This window comes from Pandoraea eparura, from assembly GCF_902459725.1.
In the GTDB taxonomy this organism is placed as follows: domain Bacteria; phylum Pseudomonadota; class Gammaproteobacteria; order Burkholderiales; family Burkholderiaceae; genus Pandoraea; species Pandoraea eparura.
Map to the genome: position 1 here is coordinate 163,605 of NZ_CABPSH010000005.1, position 25,595 is coordinate 189,199.

General features: G+C 64.6%; 24 protein-coding genes and 1 pseudogene. 17 read left to right on the plus strand and 8 right to left on the minus strand.

Annotated features, from left to right (window positions below; genetic code table 11):
- Positions 1–2 precede the first annotated feature (2 nt).
- The 12 genes from PEP31012_RS13395 to PEP31012_RS13450 all read left to right on the plus strand — a co-directional run bounded on the left by PEP31012_RS13395 (position 3) and on the right by PEP31012_RS13450 (position 10,881).
- A complete protein-coding gene (locus PEP31012_RS13395) occupies positions 3–866 on the plus strand; it encodes an IclR family transcriptional regulator (protein ID WP_150589911.1) in 864 nt (287 codons plus the stop codon).
- Positions 863–1,669, plus strand: a complete 807-nt coding sequence (locus PEP31012_RS13400) for an SDR family oxidoreductase (protein ID WP_150589827.1) — start codon at positions 863–865, stop codon at positions 1,667–1,669. Before PEP31012_RS13395 ends, PEP31012_RS13400 begins: the two co-directional genes overlap by 4 nt.
- A complete protein-coding gene (locus PEP31012_RS13405; protein WP_150589828.1) occupies positions 1,662–3,314 on the plus strand; it encodes a thiamine pyrophosphate-binding protein in 1,653 nt (550 codons plus the stop codon). The genes PEP31012_RS13400 and PEP31012_RS13405 overlap by 8 nt, the downstream gene beginning before the upstream one ends.
- Positions 3,307–4,125 (plus strand): aspartate dehydrogenase, encoded by an 819-nt coding sequence (locus tag PEP31012_RS13410; protein WP_150589829.1) that lies wholly within the window; start codon positions 3,307–3,309, stop codon positions 4,123–4,125. Before PEP31012_RS13405 ends, PEP31012_RS13410 begins: the two co-directional genes overlap by 8 nt.
- Positions 4,126–4,138: 13 nt before the next feature.
- Complete coding sequence (locus tag PEP31012_RS13415; RefSeq protein WP_150589830.1) at positions 4,139–5,635, plus strand: aldehyde dehydrogenase; 1,497 nt, start codon at positions 4,139–4,141, stop codon at positions 5,633–5,635.
- A 74-nt stretch (positions 5,636–5,709) separates the two neighbouring features.
- Entirely contained in the window at positions 5,710–6,720 is a 1,011-nt protein-coding gene (locus tag PEP31012_RS13420) for an ABC transporter substrate-binding protein (RefSeq protein ID WP_150589831.1), read from the plus strand.
- A gap of 13 nt (positions 6,721–6,733) precedes the next feature.
- Complete coding sequence (locus PEP31012_RS13425) at positions 6,734–7,087, plus strand: hypothetical protein (protein ID WP_150589832.1); 354 nt, start codon at positions 6,734–6,736, stop codon at positions 7,085–7,087.
- On the plus strand, positions 7,087–7,305 hold the full coding sequence (locus tag PEP31012_RS13430; protein WP_197088135.1) for a recombinase-like helix-turn-helix domain-containing protein: 219 nt from the start codon (positions 7,087–7,089) through the stop codon (positions 7,303–7,305). The genes PEP31012_RS13425 and PEP31012_RS13430 overlap by 1 nt, the downstream gene beginning before the upstream one ends.
- A 64-nt stretch (positions 7,306–7,369) precedes the next feature.
- The gene (locus PEP31012_RS13435) at positions 7,370–8,401 is read left to right on the plus strand and encodes an aromatic ring-hydroxylating oxygenase subunit alpha (RefSeq protein WP_150589833.1); all 1,032 of its coding nucleotides are present in this window, start codon (positions 7,370–7,372) and stop codon (positions 8,399–8,401) included.
- 17 nt (positions 8,402–8,418) lie between these two features.
- Positions 8,419–8,865, plus strand: coding sequence for a Rid family hydrolase (locus PEP31012_RS13440; protein WP_150589834.1), 447 nt, complete (start codon positions 8,419–8,421; stop codon positions 8,863–8,865).
- Positions 8,866–8,909: 44 nt separating this feature from the next.
- Positions 8,910–9,875 (plus strand): PDR/VanB family oxidoreductase, encoded by a 966-nt coding sequence (locus PEP31012_RS13445; protein ID WP_150589835.1) that lies wholly within the window; start codon positions 8,910–8,912, stop codon positions 9,873–9,875.
- Between the two features lie 34 nt (positions 9,876–9,909).
- Positions 9,910–10,881 carry a VOC family protein gene (locus PEP31012_RS13450; protein WP_150589836.1) on the plus strand — a complete coding sequence of 324 codons (972 nt, stop codon included), beginning with the start codon at positions 9,910–9,912 and terminating at the stop codon, positions 10,879–10,881.
- Between the two features lie 227 nt (positions 10,882–11,108).
- Here the strand turns inward: PEP31012_RS13450 and PEP31012_RS13455 are convergent, their stop codons facing one another.
- The gene (locus PEP31012_RS13455) at positions 11,109–11,654 is read right to left on the minus strand and encodes a glutathione peroxidase (protein ID WP_150589912.1); all 546 of its coding nucleotides are present in this window, start codon (positions 11,652–11,654) and stop codon (positions 11,109–11,111) included.
- Positions 11,655–12,088: 434 nt separating this feature from the next.
- On the opposite strand from PEP31012_RS13455, the gene PEP31012_RS13460 reads away from it, so the two are divergent.
- The 4 genes and pseudogenes from PEP31012_RS13460 to PEP31012_RS13470 all read left to right on the plus strand — a co-directional run bounded on the left by PEP31012_RS13460 (position 12,089) and on the right by PEP31012_RS13470 (position 17,959).
- Positions 12,089–14,824 carry an autotransporter domain-containing protein gene (locus PEP31012_RS13460; protein WP_150589913.1) on the plus strand — a complete coding sequence of 912 codons (2,736 nt, stop codon included), beginning with the start codon at positions 12,089–12,091 and terminating at the stop codon, positions 14,822–14,824.
- Positions 14,825–14,964: 140 nt separating this feature from the next.
- Positions 14,965–15,636, plus strand: a pseudogene (locus PEP31012_RS24240) (tetratricopeptide repeat protein); the annotation flags it as partial.
- A gap of 249 nt (positions 15,637–15,885) precedes the next feature.
- Positions 15,886–17,067 carry a tetratricopeptide repeat protein gene (locus PEP31012_RS24245; protein WP_425494962.1) on the plus strand — a complete coding sequence of 394 codons (1,182 nt, stop codon included), beginning with the start codon at positions 15,886–15,888 and terminating at the stop codon, positions 17,065–17,067.
- A 22-nt stretch (positions 17,068–17,089) separates the two neighbouring features.
- The gene (locus PEP31012_RS13470; RefSeq protein WP_150589838.1) at positions 17,090–17,959 is read left to right on the plus strand and encodes an alpha/beta hydrolase; all 870 of its coding nucleotides are present in this window, start codon (positions 17,090–17,092) and stop codon (positions 17,957–17,959) included.
- Positions 17,960–18,013: 54 nt separating this feature from the next.
- On the opposite strand, the gene PEP31012_RS24250 is transcribed toward PEP31012_RS13470, so the two are convergent.
- The 3 genes from PEP31012_RS24250 to PEP31012_RS13485 form a co-directional block, all read right to left on the minus strand.
- The gene (locus tag PEP31012_RS24250) at positions 18,014–18,358 is read right to left on the minus strand and encodes a hypothetical protein (protein ID WP_150589839.1); all 345 of its coding nucleotides are present in this window, start codon (positions 18,356–18,358) and stop codon (positions 18,014–18,016) included.
- A 107-nt stretch (positions 18,359–18,465) separates the two neighbouring features.
- Entirely contained in the window at positions 18,466–18,741 is a 276-nt protein-coding gene (locus PEP31012_RS13480) for a hypothetical protein (RefSeq protein WP_246171279.1), read from the minus strand.
- Between the two features lie 357 nt (positions 18,742–19,098).
- The gene (locus PEP31012_RS13485) at positions 19,099–21,027 is read right to left on the minus strand and encodes a TonB-dependent siderophore receptor (protein ID WP_246171280.1); all 1,929 of its coding nucleotides are present in this window, start codon (positions 21,025–21,027) and stop codon (positions 19,099–19,101) included.
- Between PEP31012_RS13485 and PEP31012_RS24005 the strand changes: the two genes are divergently transcribed.
- Positions 21,026–21,280, plus strand: coding sequence for a hypothetical protein (locus tag PEP31012_RS24005; protein ID WP_246171281.1), 255 nt, complete (start codon positions 21,026–21,028; stop codon positions 21,278–21,280). The genes PEP31012_RS13485 and PEP31012_RS24005 overlap by 2 nt on opposite strands.
- A gap of 191 nt (positions 21,281–21,471) precedes the next feature.
- Here PEP31012_RS24005 and PEP31012_RS13490 read toward each other — a convergent pair whose 3' ends face one another.
- The 4 genes from PEP31012_RS13490 to PEP31012_RS13505 all read right to left on the minus strand — a co-directional run bounded on the left by PEP31012_RS13490 (position 21,472) and on the right by PEP31012_RS13505 (position 25,373).
- A complete protein-coding gene (locus tag PEP31012_RS13490) occupies positions 21,472–22,716 on the minus strand; it encodes a citrate synthase (RefSeq protein ID WP_150589842.1) in 1,245 nt (414 codons plus the stop codon).
- 99 nt (positions 22,717–22,815) lie between these two features.
- The gene (locus PEP31012_RS13495; RefSeq protein WP_150589843.1) at positions 22,816–23,208 is read right to left on the minus strand and encodes a VOC family protein; all 393 of its coding nucleotides are present in this window, start codon (positions 23,206–23,208) and stop codon (positions 22,816–22,818) included.
- A gap of 26 nt (positions 23,209–23,234) precedes the next feature.
- Complete coding sequence (locus PEP31012_RS13500; RefSeq protein ID WP_150589844.1) at positions 23,235–24,557, minus strand: MFS transporter; 1,323 nt, start codon at positions 24,555–24,557, stop codon at positions 23,235–23,237.
- Positions 24,558–24,614: 57 nt separating this feature from the next.
- Entirely contained in the window at positions 24,615–25,373 is a 759-nt protein-coding gene (locus tag PEP31012_RS13505) for an SDR family oxidoreductase (RefSeq protein ID WP_150589914.1), read from the minus strand.
- Between the last annotated feature and the right edge of the window lie 222 nt (positions 25,374–25,595).

A 25,595-nucleotide genomic window follows, 5' to 3' on the forward strand; every position in this document is an offset into this window, starting at 1 on the left:
CGATGCCAGGCGACGGCGACGATCCGGTCGACGGCGCGGCCACCGAGACGCGCTACCTGGTGCCGGGCCTTGAGCGCGGCCTGCGCATTCTCACGCAATTTTCGCCGCGCGAGCCGGTGTTCAGCGCGCCGGAGCTGTCGCAACGACTGGGCATTCCGCGTACGACCGTCTTCCGCTTGTTGCAGACGCTCGAAGCGATGGGCTTCCTGGAGCGTGCGGGCAGCGAAAAGAATTTCCGTCTGGGCGTGGCCGTGCTGCGTCTGGGCTTTGAATATCTCAGCTCGCTGGAGCTGACCGATCTGGGCATTCCGATCATCGAGCGGTTGCGCGACGCCACCCAGCTCACGTCGCACATCGTGATCCGCGACGGTCGCGACATCGTGTTCGTAGCGAAGGCGCAGAGCGTGGCGGGCGTGTTCAATTCGATCAAGGTCAACGTCGGCACGCGTCTGCCGGCCCACGCGACCGTGCACGGCCATGTGCTGATGGGCGACCTGACGCTGGCCGAGCTTCGCGCGCTGTACCCCGAAAAGACGCTCGACAAATACACGCCGCAAACGCCGGAGACGGTCACGGAACTGTTCGAGCGCGTGCGCGAAGACGCCGAGCGTGGCTATGCCGTGTCGGCATCGTCGTTCGAGCGCGGCATCAGCGTGGTGAGCGCGCCGGTGCGCAACGATGCGGGACGCATCTGCGCGGCGATCACTGTCACCATTCCGCGCGCCACCATCGACGCGTCGGTGCTTGACGCGGGTTTGATCGGACAGGTGCGCGAGGCGGCCGACGCCCTGTCGCACCGCCTGAACTACCGGCCGGGCAGCGACGGCCGTGCCACCCCCTATATGAAGTCACTGGGATTGAAATGATCAAGATCGACCTCACTCCACGCGCGGCGCTGGTCACGGGCGGCTCGTCCGGCATCGGCCTCGCGACGGCCGAGCGCCTGCTCGACGCCGGTGCCGCTGTCGCCATCTGCGGGCGCAACCCCGAGCGACTGGCGCAAGCCGAAGCCCGCCTGCGCGAGCGCCATCCCGAGGCGCGCCTCATCGCCGCACAGTGCGACGTGCTCGATGCGAACGATGTCGCCGGGCTGGCCGAACGGATCCGTCGCGAGTTCGGTCGTCTCGACATGCTTGTCAACAACGCGGGCCAAGGCCGTGTATCGACGTTTGCCGACACGACCGACGACGCCTGGCGCGAAGAGCTGGAACTGAAGTACTTCAGCGTCATTCGCACCACGCGCGCCTGCCTGCCGATGCTGCGCGACGCGGCACGCGAGACCGGGGACGCGGCCATCGTCTGCGTCAACTCGTTGCTCGCGCTCCAGCCGGAGCCGCACATGGTGGCAACGTCGTCGGCGCGCGCGGGCATCCAGAATCTGGTGCGTTCGATGGCAAGCGAATTCGCGCCGGACGGCGTGCGCGTCAACAGCATCCTGATCGGACTGGTGGAGTCGGGTCAGTGGCGCCGGCGCCATGCCACGCAAGGCGAAGGCAAGACCTGGGAGGAATGGACCGGCGAGTTGGCGCGCAAGAAGCAAATCCAGTTGCAACGTCTGGGCAGGCCTGAAGAGGCGGCCGCAGCGATCTTTTTCCTGGCGAGCCCGCAGTCGTCCTATACGACGGGTAGCCACATCGATGTTTCCGGAGGCTTGGCAAGACATGTCTAACACAACCACCGTCGGCGAAGTCATCGCGGCGTTTCTCGAGCAGTGCGGTGTGAAGACCGCATTCGGCGTGATCTCGATTCACAACATGCCGATCCTGGACGCGATCGCGCGTCGCGACAAGATCCGTTACGTCGGCGCGCGCGGCGAAGCCGGCGCACTGAACATGGCCGATGGCCTCGCCCGTGTCTCGGGCGGCCTCGGCGTGGCCTTCACGAGCACGGGGACCGCGGCGGGCAACGCGGCGGGCGCCATGGTCGAAGCGCTGACCGCCGGCACGCCGGTGCTGCACATTACCGGCCAGATCGAAACCGAGTTCCTCGACCGCGATCTCGCCTATATCCACGAAGCGCCCGATCAGCTCAGCATGCTGCACGCGATCTCGAAGGCCGCGTACCGCGTGCGTTGCGTCGACACTGCGCTCTCGACCGTGCGTGAAGCCGTGCGCGCCGCGCTCACGGCGCCTGCCGGCCCGGTGAGCGTCGAGATTCCCATCGACATCCAGGCGGCGGAAATCGAATGGCCCGCCGATCTGGCCGCGCCGCACATCACGGTGCCGACGCACGACGACGCCCGTGTGGCCGAACTGGCCGACAAGCTGGCCGCCGCGCATCGTCCGATGCTGTGGCTGGGCGGTGGGGCGCGTGGGGCGGAAGCCGCCGTCAAGCGTCTGGTCGATATGGGCTTCGGCGTGGTCACCAGTGTGCAGGGTCGCGGCATCGTGCCGGAAGATCATGCCGCCACGCTCGGCGCGTTCAACATCCACCCGACGGTCGAGACGTTCTACAAGTCGTGCGACGCCGTGCTCGTGGTCGGTTCGCGTCTGCGTGGCAACGAAACGCTCAAGTACAAGCTCGCGCTGCCGCGCCCGCTCTACCGCGTCGACGCCGATGGCCTGGCGGATGGCCGTGGCTACCGCAACGATCTGTTCGTCCAGGGCGACGCCGCACGCGTGCTGAACGCACTGGCTGACCGTCTGCAAGGGCGCCTGTCGATCGATCCGGCGTTCCACGCCGATCTCGCGGCCGCTCGCGAGGTGGCCGTCAAGCAGGTCGCGGAAGGGCTCGGCCCGTACCGTCAGCTCGTCGCCGCCCTGCAAGGCGCGTTGGGCCGCGACTTCAACTGGGTGCGCGACGTCACGATCTCGAACAGCACGTGGGGCAACCGTCTGCTGAAGATCTTCTCGCCGCGCGCCGGTGTGCACGCACTGGGCGGCGGGATCGGTCAGGGTATGCAGATGGGCATCGGCGCGGCGCTCGCGGGCAACGCGAAGAAGACCGTGGCCCTGTGCGGCGACGGTGGTCTGATGGTCAATGTGGGCGAACTCGCCACCGCCGTGCAGGAAAAGGCACCGGTCATCATCCTGCTGATGAACGATCAATGCTACGGCGTGATCCGCAACATCCAGGACGCGCAGTACGGCGGTCGCCGTCATTACGTGCAGCTTCACCAGCCGGATTTCGCCGCGTTCTGCGCGAGCCTGCAGCTCAAGCACGAGCGCATCACGGCCATCGATCAGGCGGAAGCGGCGGTCGCACGCGCCGTGGCGCACGACGGTCCGGTGCTGCTCGAAGTGGACATGCTGTCGGTCGGCAGCTTTGCGTCGCACTTTGCCGGTCCGCCGGTCCGGGAGCCTGCGAATGCATGAATTGAACCACCGTCCCGTTGACGTCGCGCTGATCGGTTTCGGCGCGATCGGCTCGAAGGTCTACGAGGCGTGCGCGAGCGATCCGTATCTGCGCGTGGGCCACGTGATCGTGCCGGAAGACGCTGCTGCCCGCGTGCGCGAGAGCGTGCGTGCGGACACCGAAGTGGTGTCGTCGGCGCAGGCGCTCTCCAGCCGTCCGGACTTCGTGCTCGAATGCGCGGGTCACAGCGCGCTGTCGGGCCACGTCGTGCCGCTGCTCAAGTCGGGGGTGGATTGCGCGGTGGCGTCGATCGGTGCGCTGTCCGACACCGATCTGCTCGCCGCGCTGGAACAGGCCGCCAAGGACGGCGCGTCGACCGTCACGCTGCTCTCGGGCGCCATCGGCGGCATCGATGCCATTGCGGCGGCGCGCGAAGGCGGTCTGGACGAAGTGCTTTACACCGGGCGCAAGCCGCCGATGGGCTGGCAAGGCACGCCTGCCGAGCAGGTCTGCGATCTGGCAACGCTCACCACCGCGACTGTGATCTTCGAGGGCAGCGCCCGTGACGCGGCGCGTCTGTATCCGAAGAACGCGAACGTGGCGGCGACGGTGGCCATCGCCGGTCTGGGGCTCGACGCGACGCGCGTGCGTTTGATCGCGGACCCGACCAGCACGCGCAACGTGCACCACATCGTCGCCCGCGGGGCGTTCGGCGAGATGTCGCTGGAGATGTGCGGCAAGCCGCTGCCGGACAACCCCAAGACGTCGGCACTCACGGCGTACTCGGCCATTCGCGCGCTACGCAATCGCGTTGCGAACTGTGTGATTTAGCAGGAAGAGCATCATGAGCCATCAAGATTTGCTGCAAGGGTTTTCGAGCGACATTCTGGTCGGCGGCGAATGGCGCGCCGGTACCGGCAAGCGCTATCAGAGCCTGTATCCGGCCGACGAGAGCGTGAATGCCGAGATCGCGGCGGCCGGTGCCGAAGATGCGGTCGAAGCCGTCGAGGCCGCCGATGCGGCGTGGCGTCGCGCGGACTGGGCGGGCTTGAAGCCGCATCAGCGCGCCGCCGTGCTGCATCGCGTGGCCGACGGCATCACGCAGCGTGCCGAAGCGCTGGCACATCTGCAACGGCGCGACAACGGCAAGCCGATCAGCGAGACGCGCGCGCTCGTCGCCAGCGCATCGAGCACGTTCCGCTACTTCGCCTCGTGTCTAGAGACGCTGGAGGAAACGCTCACGCCGTCGCGCGGCGACTACCTGACGATGAGCGTGCACGAGCCGCTCGGCGTCGTGGCCGCCATTACGCCGTGGAATTCGCCGATCGCCTCGGACGCGCAGAAGCTTGCCCCGGCGCTCGCCGCGGGCAATGCCGTGGTGCTCAAGCCGGCGGAAGTCACGCCGCTCGCCTCGCTCGAACTGGGCCGCATCTGCGAAGCCGCCGGTGTGCCGCGCGGCGTGTTGTCGGTGTTGCCGGGCAAGGGCTCGGTCATCGGCGACATCCTGGTGCGCCATCCCAAGGTCAAGAAAGTCGCCTTCACCGGCGGTACCGAAGTCGGTCGCGGCATTGCGCGCCTGGCGGCGGAAAAGCTCATGCCGGTCTCGCTCGAACTCGGCGGCAAGTCGCCGACCATCGTGTTCGAAGACGCCGACATCGATCATGCGGTGGCCGGTGTGCTCTACGGCATCTTCAGCTCCTCGGGCGAATCGTGCATCGCGGGCTCGCGCCTGTTCGTGCACAAGGCCATTTTCGACACGTTCGTCGAGCGGCTGGTGGCCGGCGCGAAGCAACTGCGCGTGGGCGATCCGCTGCGCGAAGACACGCAGATGGGGCCGCTGGTGACGTCGTCACATCGCGAGTCGATCGAGCGCTATGTCGCCATCGGGCTGGACGAGGGCGGCCGCCTGTTGTGCGGGGGCGAGCGTCCGGCGGGCGACGGTCGCGAGAAGGGCTACTTCTATACGCCGACGATCATCGCGGGCCTGACGAATCAGGCACGCATGGTGCAGGAAGAAATTTTCGGCCCGGTGCTGGCCGTGCTGCCGTTCGAGAATGAAGACGACCTGCTGGCCGAGGCCAACGACAGCGTCTACGGCCTGGCGGCGGGGATCTGGACGCGCGACTACAAGCGCGCCTGGCGTATCGGGCGTGCGCTCGAGACCGGCACCGTCTGGATCAACACCTACAAGCAGTTTTCGATCTCGACGCCATTCGGCGGCTGGAAAGAGAGCGGCATGGGGCGTGAGAAGGGGCGTCTGGGTCTGCTGGAATATACGAACCAGAAGAGCCTCTATTGGGGCATCAACGACGGTCCGCTCGCCTGGGCGGGCAAGGTCTGAGCGTCAGGAAGTGGCAGAACACGCCGCAATGCACAGGGTATTGCGGTCATCCGATACTTGAGCGAGGCAGAGATATGTTGTCGATTTTCCGTGGATCGTTGGCGCGCCGCGCGCGTCGTGCTGTTGGCCTGTGCGCCGTGGCGGGACTGACGAGCGTGGCGGCGCCGGTGATGGCGCAGCCGGCTACCCAGCAGATTACCTATCTGCTCCCGGCCCCGGCCAACCTGCCGGCGTTCGCGCCGCTGATGCTGGCCGAGAAGAAGGGCTACTACGCGGCAGAAGGGTTGTCGGTGCGCTGGCTGACCGTGCAAGGCGGTGCGGATGTCGGCAAGCAGCTCGCCTCCGGTAACGGCGATCTGGGCGGCGGTCTGGGCGACACGCCGATCGTGCTGCGCCCGAACGGCATTCCCATCAAGGGCGTGGCGCTGCTGGGCGGGCGCACGTTGCACCAGTTGGTCGTGCGCGACGATGCGAACATCAAATCGCCCGCCGACCTGAAGGGCAAGACGATCACCGTGCTGTCCTATCAGGACACCGGTTTCTACGCGACGCTGGGTCTGCTCGCTTCCGCGGGTCTCACGCGCAGCGACGCGCGCATCCAGGGCGCCGGCCCGGCGGGCGTGTGGCAGCAGGTCGCCACGGGCAAGGCCGACGCGATGGTGGGCACGCCGGAGTGGGCGCAGAATATCGAAGATGCTGGTGTGAAGGTGACGATGACCTCGACCGACAAGTACTTCCCGGGCATGGCGCAGGCGATTCTGGCCTCGGACAAGACCATTGCCGAGAAGCCGGAAATGGTGCGCAAGTTCGTGCGTGCCACGATCAAGTCGGTGGCCGAGATCATGCGCGACCCGGCGGCCGCAGCCAAGGAATACTGCGCGACCGTGCCCGGCTACAAGGGCAAGGACGCCGAGATCGAGAAGATCCTGACGTATTACGCCCGCAACGTGTATCCGGGGCAGCAGCGTCTCGGTGCGTTCGATCCGGCGCGCGTGACGAAGCTGCAGGACTTCTATATGCAGGAAAAGATCATTCGCGAGAAGTCGAACCTGACCGACCTGTTCACCAACCAGTTCGTGCAATAACGCGAGACGACACATGAACGACAACGCCCCGGGCGCCGCCCCCGCCGCCCCACCCGACACGATGTTGCTGACGGTGTTCCTGCGTCACGATCAGTCGAACAATCTCGACGATTTCCAGGAGCGCCTGAAGGCGGCCGAATGGTGGGAGCGTTTCCCGCCGGCCGGTGTGAAGGTGGTGTCGTGGACGGTGGCGATGGGCTTTGGCCAGATCGTCACGCTCGAACTGCCGCCGCACTTGCTGCCGACGGTCAACGTCGAGCTGGAGCGCTCGGCCTGGGGGGTGTTTCGCACCGAATGCTATCCGACTTACGATTTTGTACCCGTGCACGCACGCATTCGCGAACGGGTTCGCAATGGAGGGAAATGATGGACCGTTATCTCGAACCGCATCAAGCGCGTCGCCACGAGCCGACGCAATACGAAAGCCTGCTGGGCGACGCCATCGAGCGCGCCTACGCCGCCGGCACGCACGACCTGGCCGGGCTGGTCGCCTACCTGAATCGCACGGGTCCCGGCCCGCAGGAAGGCGACGTGTGGACCGAGGCGGTCTACACCGCGCAGATCGCCCGAATGGCCGAAGAGTAACAACATCACAGAGTGCGATCGCTGAGCGCCGCAGATGCGCAGCGACCGCGATGGAGACGTCCCCATGACTACGCAACAGCCTATCCTCACCGCCGACGCCATTCTCGAGCGCGGCCTGAAGAATCTCTGGTATCCGATTTGCCCGTCGCAGATGGTCGGCCGCGAGCCGGTCTCGCTGCGCCGCCTGGGCAAGAAGCTGGTGTTCTGGCGCGACCAGGACAACCAGGTGCATGCCCTCGACGATCATTGCCCGCACCGTGGCGCACCGCTCTCCAAGGGCATCGTGATGGGCGATCGCATCGCCTGCGGTTATCACGGCGTGCAAGTGCGCTGCGACGGCACCGTGATGCGTGTGCCGGGCAGCCCGGGCTGCAAGCTCGAAGGATCGCGTCCGACGCAGGCGTATCACATCGTCGAGCGTAACGACGCGATCTGGCTGTACAACGCCACCGAGAACATCGACACGCCGCCGCCGCTCGTGCTGCCCGAGGAACTCGACGTTGACGGCGAATACTCGTCGTTCCTGTGCTACACGGAGTGGAAGGGCGACTACCGGTACGTGCTCGACAACGTGATGGATCCGATGCACGGCACGTATCTCCACAAGCAGTCGCACTCGATGGCCGAAGGCGACAACACGGCAGCCTTCCGCATTCGCGACACCGACCGCGGCTTTGTGTTCGAGAAGGAAGGCCAGCGCGACGTGAATTTCGACTGGACCGAGTGGGCCGACACCGGCACGCACTGGATGCGTCTGGAGATTCCGTACCCGAAGACGGGCGGCCCCGGCGGCAACTTCGTGATCGTGGGCAGCTACACGCCGGTCTCGCCGACGCTGGCCGCCGTGTTCCACTGGCGTTGCCGCAAGCTCGACGGCTGGCAGCGCGACACGTGGCGCTTCCTGTATCGCAACCGCCTCGAGGCGCGTCACTGGGCGGTGCTCGAGCAGGATCGCGTGATGCTCGAGGACATGGAGGCGGACGCCAACCAGAATGAGCATCTGTATCAACACGACATGGGTATCGTGCGTCTGCGTCGCCATCTGAAGAACCTGGCGAAGGCGGAACTCGAGCGCATTGCGCAGGGCAAGGCGTAAGCCGCGCGAGACGCTCCATGCCAATCGACTCACCTCTCAAGGCCGAGCGAATCCGCGCCCAGGCCGTGCCCGATCTGGGCACGGCGACCTGGAGCAACGGCATTCGTGTCGGCAACGACATCCTGCTCTCGGGCATGACCGCGCACCCGGCCACGCGCGACGCCGCCGAGCCGCTCACGACCTATGAGCAGACGCGGGTGGTGCTGGGCAAGATCCGTGCGCTGGTCGAGGCCGGCGGCGGGCGTCTGGCCAACATCTACAAGCTCGTGGTGTACGTGACCGACATTGCCGACAAGGACGAGGTCGGCCGGGCCCGGCGAGAGTTTTTTGCGGACGTGGCGGCGAACGGCGGGGCGTATCCGTGTTCGACGCTCGTGGAAGTGAGCGGCCTGGTGTTTCCGGAGCTGCGCGTGGAGATCGAGGCGTTTGCACGTCTCGACATCGATTTGTCCGCCGCGGGCTGAGCCGGCGGACGTCAAGAGTATCAGCAACATCAGAGAGCGGCGTTATGAGCAAGTCAACCCTGTCGGCAATGGTGCGCACGCTTCGTTTTGAAGCTGCGGGCATCATGAGCATCGAACTCGTGCCTGCGGCGGGCAGCGGCACCCCGTTTCCCGACTTCACGCCGGGCGCGCATATCGATCTGCATCTGCCGAGCGGGCTGGTGCGCAGCTATTCGCTCGTCAATGCACCGGGCGAGGCGAACCGATACGTGCTGGGCATTCTTGCCGATCCGAAGAGCCGTGGCGGCTCGCGCTTCATCCACGACAATTTCCGCGTGGGGATGACGCTGGAGATTTCCGCGCCGCGCAATCACTTCGAGCTCGACGCCGCCGCCGAGCATACGGTGCTCGTCGCCGGCGGGATTGGCGTGACGCCGATTCTCTGCATGTATCGACGCCTGCGTGCGCTCGGTCGCCACGTCAAGCTGATGTACTGCGCGCGCACGGCGCCGCAAGCCGCTTTCGTCGACGAACTGAATGCGCTGGGTGGCGACATCACCTATCACTTCGACGACCAGCACGGTGGCAAGCCGGCGTCGCTCACCGCGTTTCTGTCCGGGCAACCGGCGGGCACGCACGCGTACTGCTGCGGACCTGGCGTGATGCTCGACGCCTTTGAAGCGGCGTGTGCCGAGGCCGGTATCGCCAACGTGCACATCGAGCGCTTCGCCGCGGCGCCGGATGCGCCGCCGCCCGCGACGTCCGAGGGCTATGTCGTGAAGCTCGCGAAGTCCGGCAAGGAGTTGACTGTGCCGGCCGGGGCGACGCTGCTCGAGACGTTGCTCGCCGCCGGCATCGACGCGGAGCATAGCTGCATGGAAGGCGTTTGCGGCGCTTGCGAGACGCGTGTGCTCGAAGGCTGCCCCGATCACCGCGACTCGGTGCTGAGCGCGTCCGAGCGCGCCGGGAACAAGGTCATGATGATTTGCGTGTCCGGTTGCAAGGGCGACCGCCTGACGCTGGATCTGTGACCGTTCCCACCCTGAACCCCTACCCGAGACTGTCATGACGATTCTGGGCATCGAACAAATTACCTACGGGGTCACCGACCTCGACACCTGCCGTCGCTTCCTGGGCGACTGGGGCCTGACCGAGGTGTCCGCCGACGCAAACGGCGCGCGCTTCGAAACGCTGAACGGATGCCGAGTGCTGGCCGTGCGTCACGACGATCCGTCGCTGCCGCCGGCGATGGAAGACGGGCCGACGCTGCGCGAAGTGACATGGGGCGTGACGACGGCCGAAGAGGTGGCCGCTGTCGCCGACCGCTTCGCCGACCAGCCCGGCTATTACTTCAAGGACGGAGCGACGGGCTGCATCGATCCCAACGGTTTGGCTGTGCGGGTGGAGGTGAGCGCGAAGCGGGCCGTGGACGTGAAAGGCGCGCTGAGCAATCCGTGGGGGATCGCGGCACAGCGTGTGAACACGCCGAGCCCGGTGTACGAGCGTGCGCAGCCGATCGAAGTCGGGCACGTCGTGTTCTTCACCAACGCGCTCGCCGCCACGCAGGCGTTCTACGAGACCAAGCTCGGCTTCGAGTTGTCGGATCGCTATCCGGAGCGCGGCGCATTCATGCGCTGCGCGCCGCACGGCGGCCATCACGATCTGTTCCTGCTGGCGTTGCCGAACGGCAAGCGTGGCCTGAACCACGTGGCGTTCACCGTGCGCGACATCCATGAAGTGTTCGGCGGCGGCATGCATATCGACCGCTGTGGCTGGGAAACGCAGTTGGGACCGGGGCGTCACCCGATTTCGTCGGCCTATTTCTGGTACTTCAAGAACCCGTGCGGCGCACTCATCGAGTACTACGCCGACGAAGACGTCCTCACGCCGGAATGGCAGCCGCGCGACTTCGAACCGGGACCGACGGTGTTCGCGGAATGGGCGGTGGACGGCGGGCTCGACGGCAACTCACGCCGTCAGAAGAAGGGCGGCGAAGCGCCGACCGGCAAGTTCATGACTGATACGGCCAAGCGCTGAGTTCAGTCATCGCGGGCGCGTCAATCCGGGGGGATGACGCGCCGCGTTTCGCGAGTTGTCGCGAGAAGCGGGAACCGGCGCGCGATGTGGCGTCATGAGGCCCGGATCTGCCTTGCCCAGACGTGGGGCAGAGACGGAAGGCGTTCATGGCGCGCCGGCAACCGTCTTGCCGACGCTTGCGGCACGAGGGGGCATGCGTTTGCGCTGCCCCCTTTTGCATGGGGCGATTACTTCGCCAGTTCCGCGTCGATGGCGGCGACCAGACGCGGGTCGTCAGCCTTGACGTCCGGTGAGAAGCGGGCCACGACCTGCCCGTTGCGTCCGATCAGAAACTTCTCGAAATTCCACAATACATCGACCGGGTTTTCGCGCACCACGCCGAAGCCCTTCAGGCGCTCGCGAAACGGGCCTTCGCCGGTGGCTTCCGGCTGGGCGTCGACCAAGGCCGTGTAGAGCGGATGACGGTCGTCGCCGAGCACGGAGATCTTGGCGAACAGCGGGAACGTGACGTTGTATTGCGTGGTGCAGAAGTCGCGAATCTCTTCGTCGGTGCCCGGCTCCTGGCCCTTGAAATTATTGGCGGGGAAGGCGAGAACTTCGAGGCCGGCGGCGCGCTTTTCTTCATACAAGCGTTCAAGGCCCTCGTACTGCGGTGTGAGGCCGCACTTCGACGCGACGTTGACCACCAGACGCACGCGTCCCGTGTAGTCGCCCAAGGTTGCGGCGCCGCCGTCGTTGCGCGTCACCGCGATGTTTTCGATGAGGGTGCTCATGCGTATTTCCTTTCTTGGTTCGGTCAGCCGAGTGTAGCGCAAGCCTGTGGGAGCCTGCCGACCGGAGAAGAAAATGCCGATTGACAGTCGGTTAATGGTATGGAAGGATTCGCGGAACAAAAAATGACGAGCGTTGTGGAGCGCATCGTACAGGTGAACAAACACGGGGTCGTTCGAATGTTTCGTGCCGCTTCTCGCCGCATCGGTGATCCTGCCCCAGAGGCAGGTCACGTCATCGTCTTGAATCAGACCGCGCTCATGCCGTAGCGAGCGTGTGCCGCGGCGCTCACGCATCCAATCCTTCTGACCGATACGGCCGGACTTCCCTGCCATGACGGAGGTCTTGCGCCTACGTGTCGGTCGCTGCGCGCGAGCCCATTCCGAATCCACGAGTCAACGCGTTGCAATAAGAAAGCCGTATTCCGGGAAATCGAATGAATCGCATCTATCGTGTGGTATGGAGCGCCAGTCTGGGCATGCATCAGGTCGCGTCCGAAGTGGCCGGCGGTCACGGGGGAACGTCGCGCTCGGCGGACCAGCGCCGTGTGCGCAAAGCGGCGGTCGCCGCCGTCGTTGCAGCGGCTTCGCTGAACACAGGACTGGTGTGGGCAATCCCGCTGGCCGCCATCGTGGATGGTCACACGTTTCTCCTTCCCGGTCAGGCTGACACCACTTCGTCGACGAATTGGCGCTATGACGGTACGAACCTGTCGATCACAGGCACGACGTTCGCCGAAATCATGAACACGTTCGGGACAATTTCGAACGCTGGCACGCTGGTCGGCGGTAACGCATTGCTGATTTCGTCGCGGGGCAGGGTGACGCGTCTCGAGAATAGCGGGTTGATTTTCTCGCCGAGCAACGCGGGCATCGACAACGCCGGCACACTGGCGTCTGCATTCAATTCCGGCTCGATCTCCGCCGCCAACGGGTATGGTGTGGAGAACACGTCGAATCTCGGTCAGCTGACCAATACGGGGACTATCTCGGGCCGTTATGGCGTGGCCTCGTTCATGGGCAGTGTAGCGACGCAGTTGGGCACGCTGACGAACAGCGGCACCATTACGGGCGCGCAAAGCGGGGTGATGAACCGAAGCGCGACCCTCACGACGATCGACAACCTGCCCCTTGGCCTGATCGATGGCACCAGTGGGCTCGGCTCCGGCACCGGCATCGACAACCGCGGTACCGTGATCGGTGGCACGACCTATCACGGCATCATTGGCACGATCAACAACGCGGGAACGATTTCGGGCGGGAACTACGGCATTTACAACGAGGACTCGATCGGTACCATCAACAATCTCGCGGGCGGGCTCATTTCCAGCGCCGGCGAGGCCATCGCGAACGCCTCCGCAGCGGCGACGATCGGACAGATCAATAACGCCGGCATCATTGCGGGCAACATTTCCCATTCCGGCACGCAAGCCTTGTCCATCGCGGGGGCGTCAGGCGCAGCGCAGGGCACCCTCACGGGTTTCGGCAGTGCTATCCCCGGAACCCTTTCCAGCTCGCTCGCCGATATACACTTCAACGGCGGCAATCTCCTGCTTAACGACCACCTGAACCTCGCTGGCACACGAACGGCGTTCAACGACGCGTCGGTATTGCAAGTCAACACGGCCATCCAGGTCTCAGGGGATTACGCGCAGGCGGCAGGCGCCACGCTTCAGATCGGTGTTGCGGGCAATGCGGTTACGACCGGCGACTTGGCGACCGACAGCGGCTACGGACGCCTGGTTGTGAGCGGCAACACGACACTGGCAGCGGGTTCGAGCATCGCGTTGCAGTCGCTCGGCTATTCGTTTGCGGCGGGTCAGCGCTATGTCGTGATCGACACGGCAGGCTCGGCCACCTACAACGAAGGTTCGCTGGTTTATCGCGTCAACGGTTCTTCGACGCTCGGCGCGACCGGCGCCACGGTCGCTAACGGCAGTCGGCAGGATCTGGTCGTGACGTTGATTTCGGATACGAATGCCGGTTCTGACAACGGCGGCGGTACCGGTACGACACCGCCCGCCGACCCTCGCACCAGCGCCTTGCTTGCGTCGGCACCCAACGCGCAGTCGTCGCTGCGGGGCTTGCTGGGCTACACCGGGGTGAGCGACGCTCAACTGCTGAATCTGTACAACGCGGCACTCGGGTCGCTGAGCGGCGGTTCGACGGACTCGGCCAATCGGGTCGGCAAGCAACTCGCCCCGGCGCAGAATACGCGCGCCGCAGGCGCGGCCACATTCGAATCGCTGGGCGTGGTCGGTGCGCACGTCAACAGCCTGCGCGTAGCGCAGGCCGGGGGCACCGGGATTGCGACGGGCGACAGCGCCGCCAACTGGGGCGTATGGGGACAGGCCTTCGGCGGTCACGCCAGCCAGTCGGTGCGTAACGACGTCGACGGCTACAGCGCCAACTACGGTGGACTGGTCATCGGTGCTGACCGTGCGTTCGGCGAGCGCTGGCGCGCGGGAGGGGCGGTCCAGTTCTCGCGCACGGCGATCGACAATGACGGTAGCACCTCGGGCAATGCGACCGGCGTGAACGGGTACGGCCTCATTGGGTACGCCGCTTACACCGGCGAGCCGTGGTACGTGAACCTGTCAGGCTCGGCGGTGCTGCAACACTACGATACGACGCGATCGGTGTCGATGCCGGGCTTCAACGGCGTGGCCCATGGCAACTTCAACGGTCAACAATACGTGTTCGGCGCCGAATTCGGCTGGCCACTGGCGCTGGGACGTGCCATCGTCACGCCGCTGGCGGGCGTCACATATGGCTATCTGAACCAGAACGGCTATACCGAAACTGGCGGCAATGGCTCGGCGCTTACGGTCGGCAGTGTCGGCGCTAGTTCCGTGCGTAGCGCGCTGGGGGCAAAGGTCGCCCTGCCATTCGAAACCGCGAGGGGTATGTGGGTGCCGGAACTCAGCGTGCGTTGGCTGCATGAGTACAACCGTACGCGTCAAACGACGGGCGCGAGCTTCGCTGCGGATCCGTCCGGCCAGACGGCGTTCACGACCGTGGGCGCTACGCCGGTGTCGGACCTGGCCGATATTTCGCTGGGCCTGACCCTGATGAAGGCGAACAACCTGAGTGCCTCGATTCGCTACGACCTGCAAGCGGGGGCGGGCTTTGTGTCGCACACGGGGATTGTGCGCGTGCAACGGCGCTTCTGAGCGTCGTGCGTGTTCGGAAACGTTCGTACGAGTCCGGCGGCCGCAACGATTGACATGGTTGCGACCACCGTGGAAGTATCGCGCATTGCCCACCGTCTCCCGACCGCCTCTCGATGTCTGCCGCTGCTTCGACTCCCGGAATGCTGACCTTCGCTCAGGCGATTGCGTTAGCCCATTCGCATTGGCAGGCGGGACAGGCGCCCCAGGCCGAAGTCCTGTGTCGGCGCGTGCTGGAAGCGTCGCCCGAGCACGCGGACGCGCATTATCTCCTCGGCCTCATGGCCCACGCCTATGGCAAGCGCGACATGGCGATCGACCATCTGCGCACCACGTGCCGGGCGCCCGGTGCGCCGGCGTCCAGTTGGTCCGATCTTGCCGAGATGTGCCGGCAGGCGGGCCGGCTCGATGAGGCGCTGGCGGCGGCGCGCCGGTCCGTCGAGATCGATCCGGCGTTTGCTGCCGGCTGGAACAACCTCGGGATAGTGTTGCAGGAGATCGGGCAGCTCGATCAGAGCATGGCATGCCTGACCCGCGTGAGCGAACTGTTGCCCGCGTCGGCCGATGCGCACAACAATCTCGGGAATACCGCGCGTCTGCTGGGGCGTCCGGCGTCCGCCGAGACGCACTATCTGCGAGCCCTTGAAATCGACCCGCTACGCGCAGACGTGCACAGCAATCTGGCGTCGCTGCTGAGCGCACAGCAGCGCTTTACCGAAGCGCGAACTCTGGCGCGCCGCGCCATTGAGCTGGATCCGTCGTTCGTCGACGCCTACCGTAATCTCGCCGACATTGAAGTTTCCAGTGGGGACGTGGCGACGGGGTTGCAGGTCGTGGAGATCATGTCGGCGTTCGCCCCGCAGCATTTCTCCACGCTGGTGACGCGTGCCCGGATTCTGCCTCTGGTGGGGCGGCTGGACGATGCACTCGCTTGTGCTCGCGATGCGCTCGCCCTCCAGCCAGAGAGTCTCGATGCGCGGGATGCGCTTACGCATGTCGAGGCGCAGAGGGTAACGCGCAATCGCCCGGCACTCGTCGACGGTGTCCCGCCCTCGGTGCCGCAGTTGCCGGCCATACCGCCGGATTTGACCTCGGTTCACGACGCCATCGCGGCGTGTGTCCGTGCGCATGCGTACGAAAGGGCTGAGTCGATGTTGCGCGAGGTCGTGGGCGCCGAGACCGCGCCCGTGGTGATGTGGCGGTTGCTTGCGATGGTCTTGCGCGCGCAAGGCAAGGTGCACGAGGCACGAGACATACTCGACAGGCTTGCTCGTCAGGTACCTGGCGATCTGTCCAACCGCTTCGATCTCGCCGAGACGTTGCTCCTGCTCGGCGACTTCGAGCGTGGTTGGTGCGAGTATCGTTACCGCTATAGCCTCGAACATACGCAGTCCATTGAGCGCAAAGTGCAACGCCCGCGTTGGGACGGCAGACCGATTCCCGGCCAAACGCTCCTCATTCACGACGAGCAGGGCTACGGAGACACGTTCCAGTTCCTGCGCATGGCGCGCTGGGCGCGTGAGCGCAGTCAGGCGCGCGTGATCCTGGAGATCAATCTGGAAGCATTGCCGATCGCCCGGCGCATGTGGGGCGATGACGATATCGTCGCTCGCGGTACGTTGCCGGTGACGTTCGATCAGCATTGCGAACTGATGAGCCTGCCAATGGCGATGGGATTGAAGCTCGCCGATCTGCCGGTCGAAGAATCGTACCTGAGCGCCGACCCAGAGCGTGTCGCCCATTGGCGCGAAAAATTGGCCGACGTGCCGCGCCCGTGGGTAGCCGTGGTGTGGGCGGGACGCCCCGAACACGTCAACGACGGCAACCGGTCCGTGTCGCTCGCACAACTCGGCCCGTTGGGGGCGAGTGGCGCGACGTTCCTTTCGATTCAGAAGGGGCCGGCGGCATCGCAGGCAAGCACGCCTCCCGACGGCATGTCGATGGTGTCGCTGAGCGACGGGATCCGCGATTTCGAGGACACTGCGGCGATTTTGCATCTCGCGGATTTGTTGGTGTCGGTCGATTCGTCGCCCGTTCATCTGGCAGGCGCGATGGGACGTCCGGTATGGGTGCTGTTGCCGTTTGTTCCCGACTGGCGCTGGCTGCTCGGTCGCGACGACTCGCCCTGGTATCCGGGGATGCGTCTGTTTCGCCAGGAGGCCCGTGCACACTGGCAACCCGTGGTCGAACGCATGGCGCAGGCACTCGAGCACTTCGTGATGGAATGGCGTGATGGCGCGATTTGACCGAAGGGTTCGGCGGAGCGCCATGAACTCCATGCTTGCAGGGTGGCAGCGCGGTAAGCGTTACGTTGCCGCACTGGCTGCCCTATCGCTCGCGTCCGGATGTGCCAGTGTGGATCGCGACGCGCATGCCGACGCGTTGGCCGGGCCGGCGGGACTGCACCGGGAAGTGCTGACGGCGGGCGATTTCCGCCTTACCGTGTTCTCGCGCATTACCCGCCCTGACAAACCTGTGCGCATCTACATTGAAGGCGATGGATTGGCCTGGGTTTCGCGCAGTGAACCATCGCTGGATCCCACACCGGTCGCGGCAACGGGGCTGGCGCTGGCCGCCGCAGATTCGTCCGCGAAGGCTGCCGACAACGTCGCCTATCTGGCGCGACCCTGCCAATTTACGCCGATGCGGGACAATCCCCGCTGCGCCGTCGCGTATTGGACCGGCAAGCGGTTCGCCACCGAAGTGATCGAATCAATGAACGCGGCAGTCGATCAGCTCGTGGCCCGTACCCCTGGGCAGCCCGTGGAACTTGTCGGCTACTCGGGCGGCGGCGCCATTGCAGTCCTGATCGCAGCGCGCCGCCACGACGTCGCCGCGCTGCGCACGGTCGCGGGCAACCTCGACACCGAGTACATCAATCGGCTGCATCACGTCTCGCCGATGCCGGCGTCTCGTAATCCTATCGACGTGGCGCGGCGAATCGCAGGCATTGCGCAAATCCATTTCAGCAGCGCGCAGGATACGATCGTGCCTCCGGAAGTCGCGCGGCGCTTCGCGGCGGCCGAGGGGGGATCCTGTGTGACGACGGTCACGGTGCGCGGCGTCGCGCACGATGGCCACTGGGCGCAACATTGGCGTGAACTGCTCGCACAAGTGCCGGTTTGCAGAGACCGCTAGCGGGTTGGGGATGGCGGCAGTGGATGGCCTGACGCCTGTCGCCTGTCGCTGGTGTCAACTTTTGCGCACCAATGCGGCAATTGCTTCGACGAGTGTGACACCGCCACGCAGCGCGTGTTTGCCGTCGTCGCGGAAGCGAAAGTCGCCATTGTTGAATCCGTCGAGCATCTGGATACGTGGCAGCGGATTGCGCATGCCTTGCGCGCGAAAAAGCGGATCCCAGCCCGCCCGTGGCACCGCCTCGGCGCAGACGTCGCGAACGAGCGCACGGGCGAGTGCGGCCCTTCGGCTTGATTTGACGGTATCGGGGACGACGACCCGCAACGGTAGACCTGCCTTGAGAAGGTCATGCCCCAGTACGCAGCCCACTCGCACCGTGATGCCCATTACGGTGTACATGGTCACACCTCACACGCAGTAACGTTGCCGTAAAGGTCACAAGGGAATCGGCGGCGCATAAATCGCGGGGTGACGGCCCGCCACCGGTGACGGACCGTCACGTTTTCCTAACGCATGAGCTTCGGCGCTTTGCCTGCCCCGGGGGAGTGGAGCACGCGGCAGGGACTGATGAACTTGTCGCTGGCGACGACCGCCTGCGCAAACGTCTCGAAGTAGATCGCGTGCTCGGCATCGGCGACGTGGGCTCTTTCGATTTCGGCCGCCGATTCGTTCCACGCGAGTCCCAGATATTCGCCATGATCGTGGAACCACACGACATAGCCTTTTCTTGACAGTGATGTCGGCACGTTCGGTGCCGGGTTCGTCCCGAGTCGCTTCGTCATACTCGCCGCTCGAGATGCCATGTCGTCATCTTTCGAATTGCTCATAGGTCGCTCCCAGAAGTTTCCCCCCGTTCAGATGGAGGGCCTTCCATCATCGCAGCGGTGAAGTGACTTGAGTTTCAGCAACGTCCGAATTATCGGCTCGGGACGTCGCCACGCGAAAGCTTCTACGTATTTCCCAAATCGATGCGCGGGGCGCGCCACTTGGTGCCTCCCGTGTTGAGCGAGTGCGTCAGGCGTGGATGCCGTTCCGGTTAGGGGATGTCGATGTTCGAGACGATACGGGGGTGATTTGAGCGGCAGGCAAGCGGCAGGCGAGCGTCGGTTGTTCATCTGGCATTCAGCACCTCGCGGGCTTCAATAACGGTATCCCAGCGTGAGCATCACCGAGCGATCGTCGCCCAGCGCCACGGCATTGCTCAGACCGCCCGTGTAGTAGTGCTTGTTGAAGACGTTGCTCAGCTTCAGTGCGGCGTGCCAGCTGGGTGCCGTGTAACGCACCCCCACGTCGCTGACCACGAAGCCCGGAATCGTGTAGCCATACGCATAGAGATTGCTCTGGCCGCGCACGCCACCGTTGATCTCCCAGCGACGCAGTTCGCCCGGCAACTGGTAGCGCGCGAACACGTTGAAACTGTGACGCGGCACGTTGTTGATGCGCACGCCGTCGGTCGATGGTGCCTGGCCGCCATCGTCGGCGATCACGGCCGACGTGTAGGCGTAGCCGCCGGTCACGCTCAACTGATTCGTCGGCGAGGTGTTGAAGCTGAATTCGACGCCGCGCGAATGCTCCTCGCCCACGGCAATGCTGTAGCCGTCGTTGTTCGGATCGCTCTCCAGCACGTTGCGGCGGCGCAGGTCGAAGGCTGCGAGCGTCACGCTTGTGTGGCCCTTCTGGATGTCGAATTTCACCCCCGCTTCCCATTGTTTGCCGGTTTCCGGGTCGAAGGCATTGCCGCTCACGTCCGCGCCGCTGTTCGGGTAGAACGAGGTCGCGTAGCTCACGTAGGGGCGCACGCCAGGGAACAGTTCGTACATCAGCGCAAGCGAACCCGTGGTGGCGTTCGACGGGTTGCCGCTCGTGGCGTCGGTCAGCTTGTTCATGACCTGGCTCGACGCACTGTCATAGCGCATGCCCGCCAGTACACGCCAGCGTTGGCCGAGCGCGATCTGATCGCGCGCGTAGACGCCGAGATCGCGGATTGTGGTGTACGCGCGCGTTCTCGGCGTGGAGGGACACGTGATGGTGCCCGTGTAGACCGGGGCGTACATATTGATCGAGCCGACCGAGCACGTGGTGGTGGTGACGTCTTCGCGCCCTCGCATGTAGTCCATGCCGAGGGTGATCTCGTGGCGGCCGAACGCGGTATCAAAGGTCTTCTGCGCGTTATTGTCCAGCGAGAGGGTGTCGCCGGACCATTGCGAATCGGTGGCCGTGCGGCTCAGCGTGTAGCCGTTCGTCGCAACTTTTCCATTGGCGACGAGCTGACCGCCCAGAGCGAACTGTTGCCAGCGAGCGTTCTGGTTCACGGTCCAGCCCGAGTCGAAATGGTGGGCGAAGCGGTAGCCGATACGTGCCTCGTGCCCCGAGTATGGCCGCTCACCGGGCTCGCCCGTGAAGGTACTGCGCGACAGGCTGCCGTTCTTGTTCGGGATCAGCGTGCCGGACCACGGCAGGCCTTGTTGGCGGAGGTAGCTGCGTTCCTGATAGCTCGTCAGGATCGTGAATTCTGTGCGTGGGCCGAGATCAAGCGATAGCGACGGCGCGATGTAACGATTGCGCGACCAGACATAGTCGGTGGCGTCGTGGCTATTCGTCGCGAGCGCATTGATGCGAAAGGCGGCCTTGCCGTTCTCCGAGAGCGGCGTGCCCATGTCGATGGTGCTCTGGTAAAAGCCGTGACTGCCCACCGTGGCATCGACGTTGGCGAAGGCATCGGCTTCTGGCCGCTTGCTGACCATGTTGACCATGCCGCCCGGCAGCACCAGCCCGGAGAGCAGCGTGGCGGGTCCTTTGAGCACCTCGATCTGTTGCAAGCCGAAGGTTTCTTCGGCGAAGCGGTTGTTGATGGCTGTGCGCAGGCCGTCGAGATACACGGAATCCGACGCCGTTTGGCCGCGAATGATGAAGTCGTCCCAGCCTCGTCGACCATACGTGCCCGAAATCACCCCGGGCACGTCGTGCAGCGCGTCGTTGAGCGTCTGAACCTGCTGCGCGTCCATCAGATCGCGCGTGACGACGCTGATCGATTGCGGCGTCTCGTTCAAGGGCACAGAAGACTTCATGACCTGCGCGGCGGCAGGCATGTCGAACGCGGTGCGCGGCGCACTGCTCGCACTGACAGACACTGCGGGCAGCGCAACCGTGGCGGACGTGCTTGCGGACGGGCTTGTGGATGTGGCGTCGGGCATGGCGTCGGGCGTGGCCATGTCGGCGCTCGTTGCGCTGGCGGTGGCCGAACTCGGCACGTCCTGGGAAGCGGCTTGCGCGAAGGCGGGTGACGACGTGGCGAAGCAAGCCAACAGAACGGCTGCGTGAATCTGGCGGTAGCGCATCTAAGGTAACAAGAATCTAAATGAGAATTATTATTAATTCAATTGCGAATGCTACTACGGGTTGTCGTCGGTAATCAACGCCTGTTGTATCGATGCCGATCGTGGGGCGAGATTGCCTCTGCCTGGCGAAAGGGCGTGTTTGCGCCCTGGTTGCTGCCTCCCGCGAGATCGCGGCTAGCGGAGGATCGTCTTGAATACGCGGTTCCGGTCCACGGTTGCCGCGTCGGGCACGCCATTGCGATCGCCTTTGGGCGGCGCTGACTCCGCGTTCTCCAAAACGGGACCGGTATAACGTCCTCGCGGCCGGATCACCTTGCCGACCTTGAGTTGCTCCATGCTGTGCGCAAGCAGGCCGACGCTCCGGGCGGTCGCGAACAGGGCGAAGGACGCGTCGCGAGGAAGCTTGAGCTGCGCAGCCAGGACGGCAAGCGCCACATCGATGTTCGGTTGCAGCCCCGTCAGGCGGGTGACTTTCTCGATGAACGACGCCAGCTCTTCCGGTGGGTTGAGACGCTCCAGCAACGCCTGGGCGCGCGGGTCGCCGTCAGGATAGAGATGGTGATTGAACCCCGGGATCGGGATGGCGGACTGCAAGTGATGCGCCACCACACTTTCCGCGCCCACTCTCTCCACGTGATCGAACACGGCGCGCACACGGCCCGAGGCGTCGCCATGCAACGGCCCGGAGAAGGCCGCCAGCCCGGTGAGCAGGCAGCCCGGCAGCGACGCCCCCGTCGAGGCCGTGATTCTCGCGGCAAAGGCGGAACTGGTCAGCTCGTGGTCGGCAACGAGTACCAACGCCCGGCGAATGAGGTCGGTGCCTTCGCTGTCTTGTCCCCACCCGAGCGCCAGCCGCTCATGCGTGAACCTGACCTTGTCGTTGCACTGAGCCCCAAACGCCTGGGACACGAGCGCGACCAGACGACCTGCCTCGGTATGCAGCGCCCGGTCGGTACGTCCGTGGGTCGAGTGACCGTTGGCGGCCAGGGCGGCCAAGGACATGAACGCGCACTGTCTGCCGCGCTCTTCCCACTGAAGCGGGGTGTCGTCCATGTCGAAGGAGATTGGCGTTCGCGCATTCCACAGGATGGCGGCAACGTCCTCGAGCGTCGACGTTTGGGACAGACGGATGCTATCGCGCCCGCGGTAATAAGCCCGCCCTTTGGAAAACGTGGTGATGGCGCTGTGGATGCACGGCTCGGCACCAAATATCGTGCCTGCGGCGAGGGCTGCGCGTTTGCGGCCAACCTGCTTCTTTCTGCAAAGCACCGCGACGTCTTCTGCACGGTACAGGCTCTTTCGCGGATCGGCGGGGTCCGGCATGACCGCGATGTTGCCACGGCTGACGTACGCGTAGATCGTCTGCGCTTGAACGCCCAACTGCCGGGCCGCTTCGGTCAACGTGATCCAGGTTCGCATGGCATGGGCCTTCGGAATGGGACATGGCGCCCAAAACGGGCGACGGGACTCACGCGTTTCGCGTGAGTCCCGAGGGGATGCTTCAATATTGACGGGGCTTCAGGTAAAAGTCATCTCGCTGGGTTTGCGCTCGAGCACTTCAATGAGGATGTCCCCAGGTGATTTCACGAAAAGCGCTCGCACACCGGCACGGACCGGCTTGATCGGCTCGACGATGTCGGCGTCACAGGCCTTGAGGTGCGCGAAGGCCGCATCAAGATCGTCGACGGTCACGCCAAAATGATCGATGCCTTGCGTGCGCTTGGCACGTGGCGTCTCGGTCGCCTGCGCGCCGGTGAGTTGGGTGATAAAGAGGTTGATGGATCCCAGGCGCAGATCCACGCGCCCGGGGCGTCGAACCACTTCCGCATTCAGGCACCGGGCAAACCAGGCCGCCGTGACTTCCGCGTCTGCCGAACAGAGCTGAAGGTGATCCCATGTAAATTCAATCATGTTGTCTCATCGATAGTCGGGGGAGGTCAAAGCTCGATCCGAGAGAGCTTGCCCAGGAGCACGGAGTACGAGAACGTACCGAGCAGGCAGATGGCGCCCATCAGATTCAGCGCCCAGTAAAACTGCCCCGAGCGCTGGATGACGTAACCGATCATCAGCGGCGTGGTCACGGCAGCAATATTCGCCGCGAGGCTCGTGATGCTGCTGGTGAGACCGACATACTGGCGCGGCGCGATCTCGGAGACGGCGGCCCAGGACATCGAGCCGACACCTTGCGCGAAGAAGGCGATGGTCAGAATGGCGATGACCATCGCGTTGGATTCAACAAAGTTCACCAGGACGATGGACGAGCCGAGCAGCGTTCCGATGACCAGCGGCGCTTTGCGTGCGGCGGAGAGGGAGACGCCACGGCGAATGAAGAAGTCCGAGAGACAACCGGCGACGAGAATGCCGAGCGTCGCGCCCAGGAAGGGGAGTGCCTGAAAGATCCCAACCTTGATCATCGACATATGGCGCGCCTCGGCCAGATACGTCATGAACCACGTGGTGAAAAAGACCAGAATCGTGTTGTTGCAGAACTTGCCGAGGCAAATGGCCAGAATCTGGCGGTACCCGAGCAGTTTGAGTGCCATGCGCCAGTTGAATTTTTCCCGCGACTTCTGCGCGGACGGGGCGCGCGATTCGTTGATGTAGTCGAGTTCGGCCTTGTTCACCCAGCGATGTCGCGACGGATCCCGGTAGGCACAGAACCAGATCACGCTGAAAAGAATGCCGAAGCCGCCCGTCACGAAGAACACCGAACGCCATCCCGCGGCGGCCGATATCCACAGCAGAAGGCCCGTAAAGATGGGTGTTCCGATGTACTGTCCCATCACGTAGACGCTGGTCGCGAATCCGCGCTCCTGCGTGGGAAACCACAGCGTCACCGCGCGTGCATTCGATGGAAACGCGGGGGCCTCGAGCGCGCCCATCGTCAGGCGTGAGCCAAGCAGCATGTGATAACCGTTGGCCAGTCCCTGCGTGAGCGTCGCGAGCGACCATCCCACCAGCGACAGTGCGTAGGCGATGCGCGAGCCAAGCACGTCGGCAAGGATGCCGCTGGGCAGCAAGGCGAGAGAGTACGCGAGACCGAATGCGGCGAACAGCTCGCCCATCTGCATCTTGTTCAATGCGAGGTCTTTCGAAAGGCTTGGGGCGACGATGCCGAGGGCGGATCGGTCGACGTAGTTAAGAATGGTCGCGATCAGCAACATCGACAGCACGACGTATCTGACCTTCGATGGTCTTGCCGTGATATCGCGTGATGCCGTATCGAGTGCTGACAGGTGTTGTTCCTCTGCAAATTTCATCGATGTCTCCTGATCGGTGGCCTGCCCGTTGCTTTTTATGTGGGGCGGGCGAGGGGGTTATCCGCGGCCTACGAAAGGCATGGTGGTGGCCATGAGGGTCATGTTGAGCACGTTGGCTTCGAGCGGGAGGCTGGCGATGTGAACGACAGCGTTCGCGACATGAGCGACGTCGATTCGAGCTTCCGGGGCCATGCTGCCGTCGGCCTGAAGCACGCCACGTGTCATTCGCTCCGTGAGCGACGTTGCCGCATTGCCGATATCGATCTGGCTGCAGGCGATGCGATACGGGCGGCCGTCCAGCGCCAACGATTTGGTGATGCCCGACACGGCGTGCTTGGTGGCGGTGTAGGCGATGGTGTTGGGGCGGGGAGAGTGCGCCGAGAGGGATCCGTTGTTGATGATTCGCCCGCCTTGCGGCGTTTGATTTTTCATGATGCGCCAGGCCGCCCTCGCACACAGGAACACACCCGTCAGGTTGGTGGCGACGACGTCGTTCCAGAAATCGAGCTGATATTCGTCCAGCGGTACGGCGCCGGCGTTGCGTCCGGCGTTGTTGAAGAGGACGTCCAGACGCCCGAATTCGCTCAGGATTTGAGCGAATGCCGCGTCCACGGAGCGTTCATCGGCGACATCGGCCGCGACGACATACGCGTCGCCGCCTGCGTCATCGATGGCTGCTTGGGTTTCCTGGAGGGGCGCATCCCGCCGTCCGATCAGCGCGACGGTGAATCCGGATGCGGCAAGCGCGATGGCGGCCGCTCGACCGATGCCGGAACCGGCACCCGTGACGGCGGCGAACTGCTTCGAAGTCGACATGACATTACCTTTTCTCAGTGGGGCATGAACCGAGAATGGCATCGGCTGCGTCGGCCGGGCAATCTTGATTCGTTCAATCAACATCTGGACGCGCACCCAGTCGGTGGCGCGTCAGGGTTTTCCTGATGAACGAAGGGTGGAGGGCATCCCATGGTGGGATGCGATCGACGAGCGCGCGTTGGCGGTGGTCAGGGGTTGATTGATTCAATCAACATTGACCGT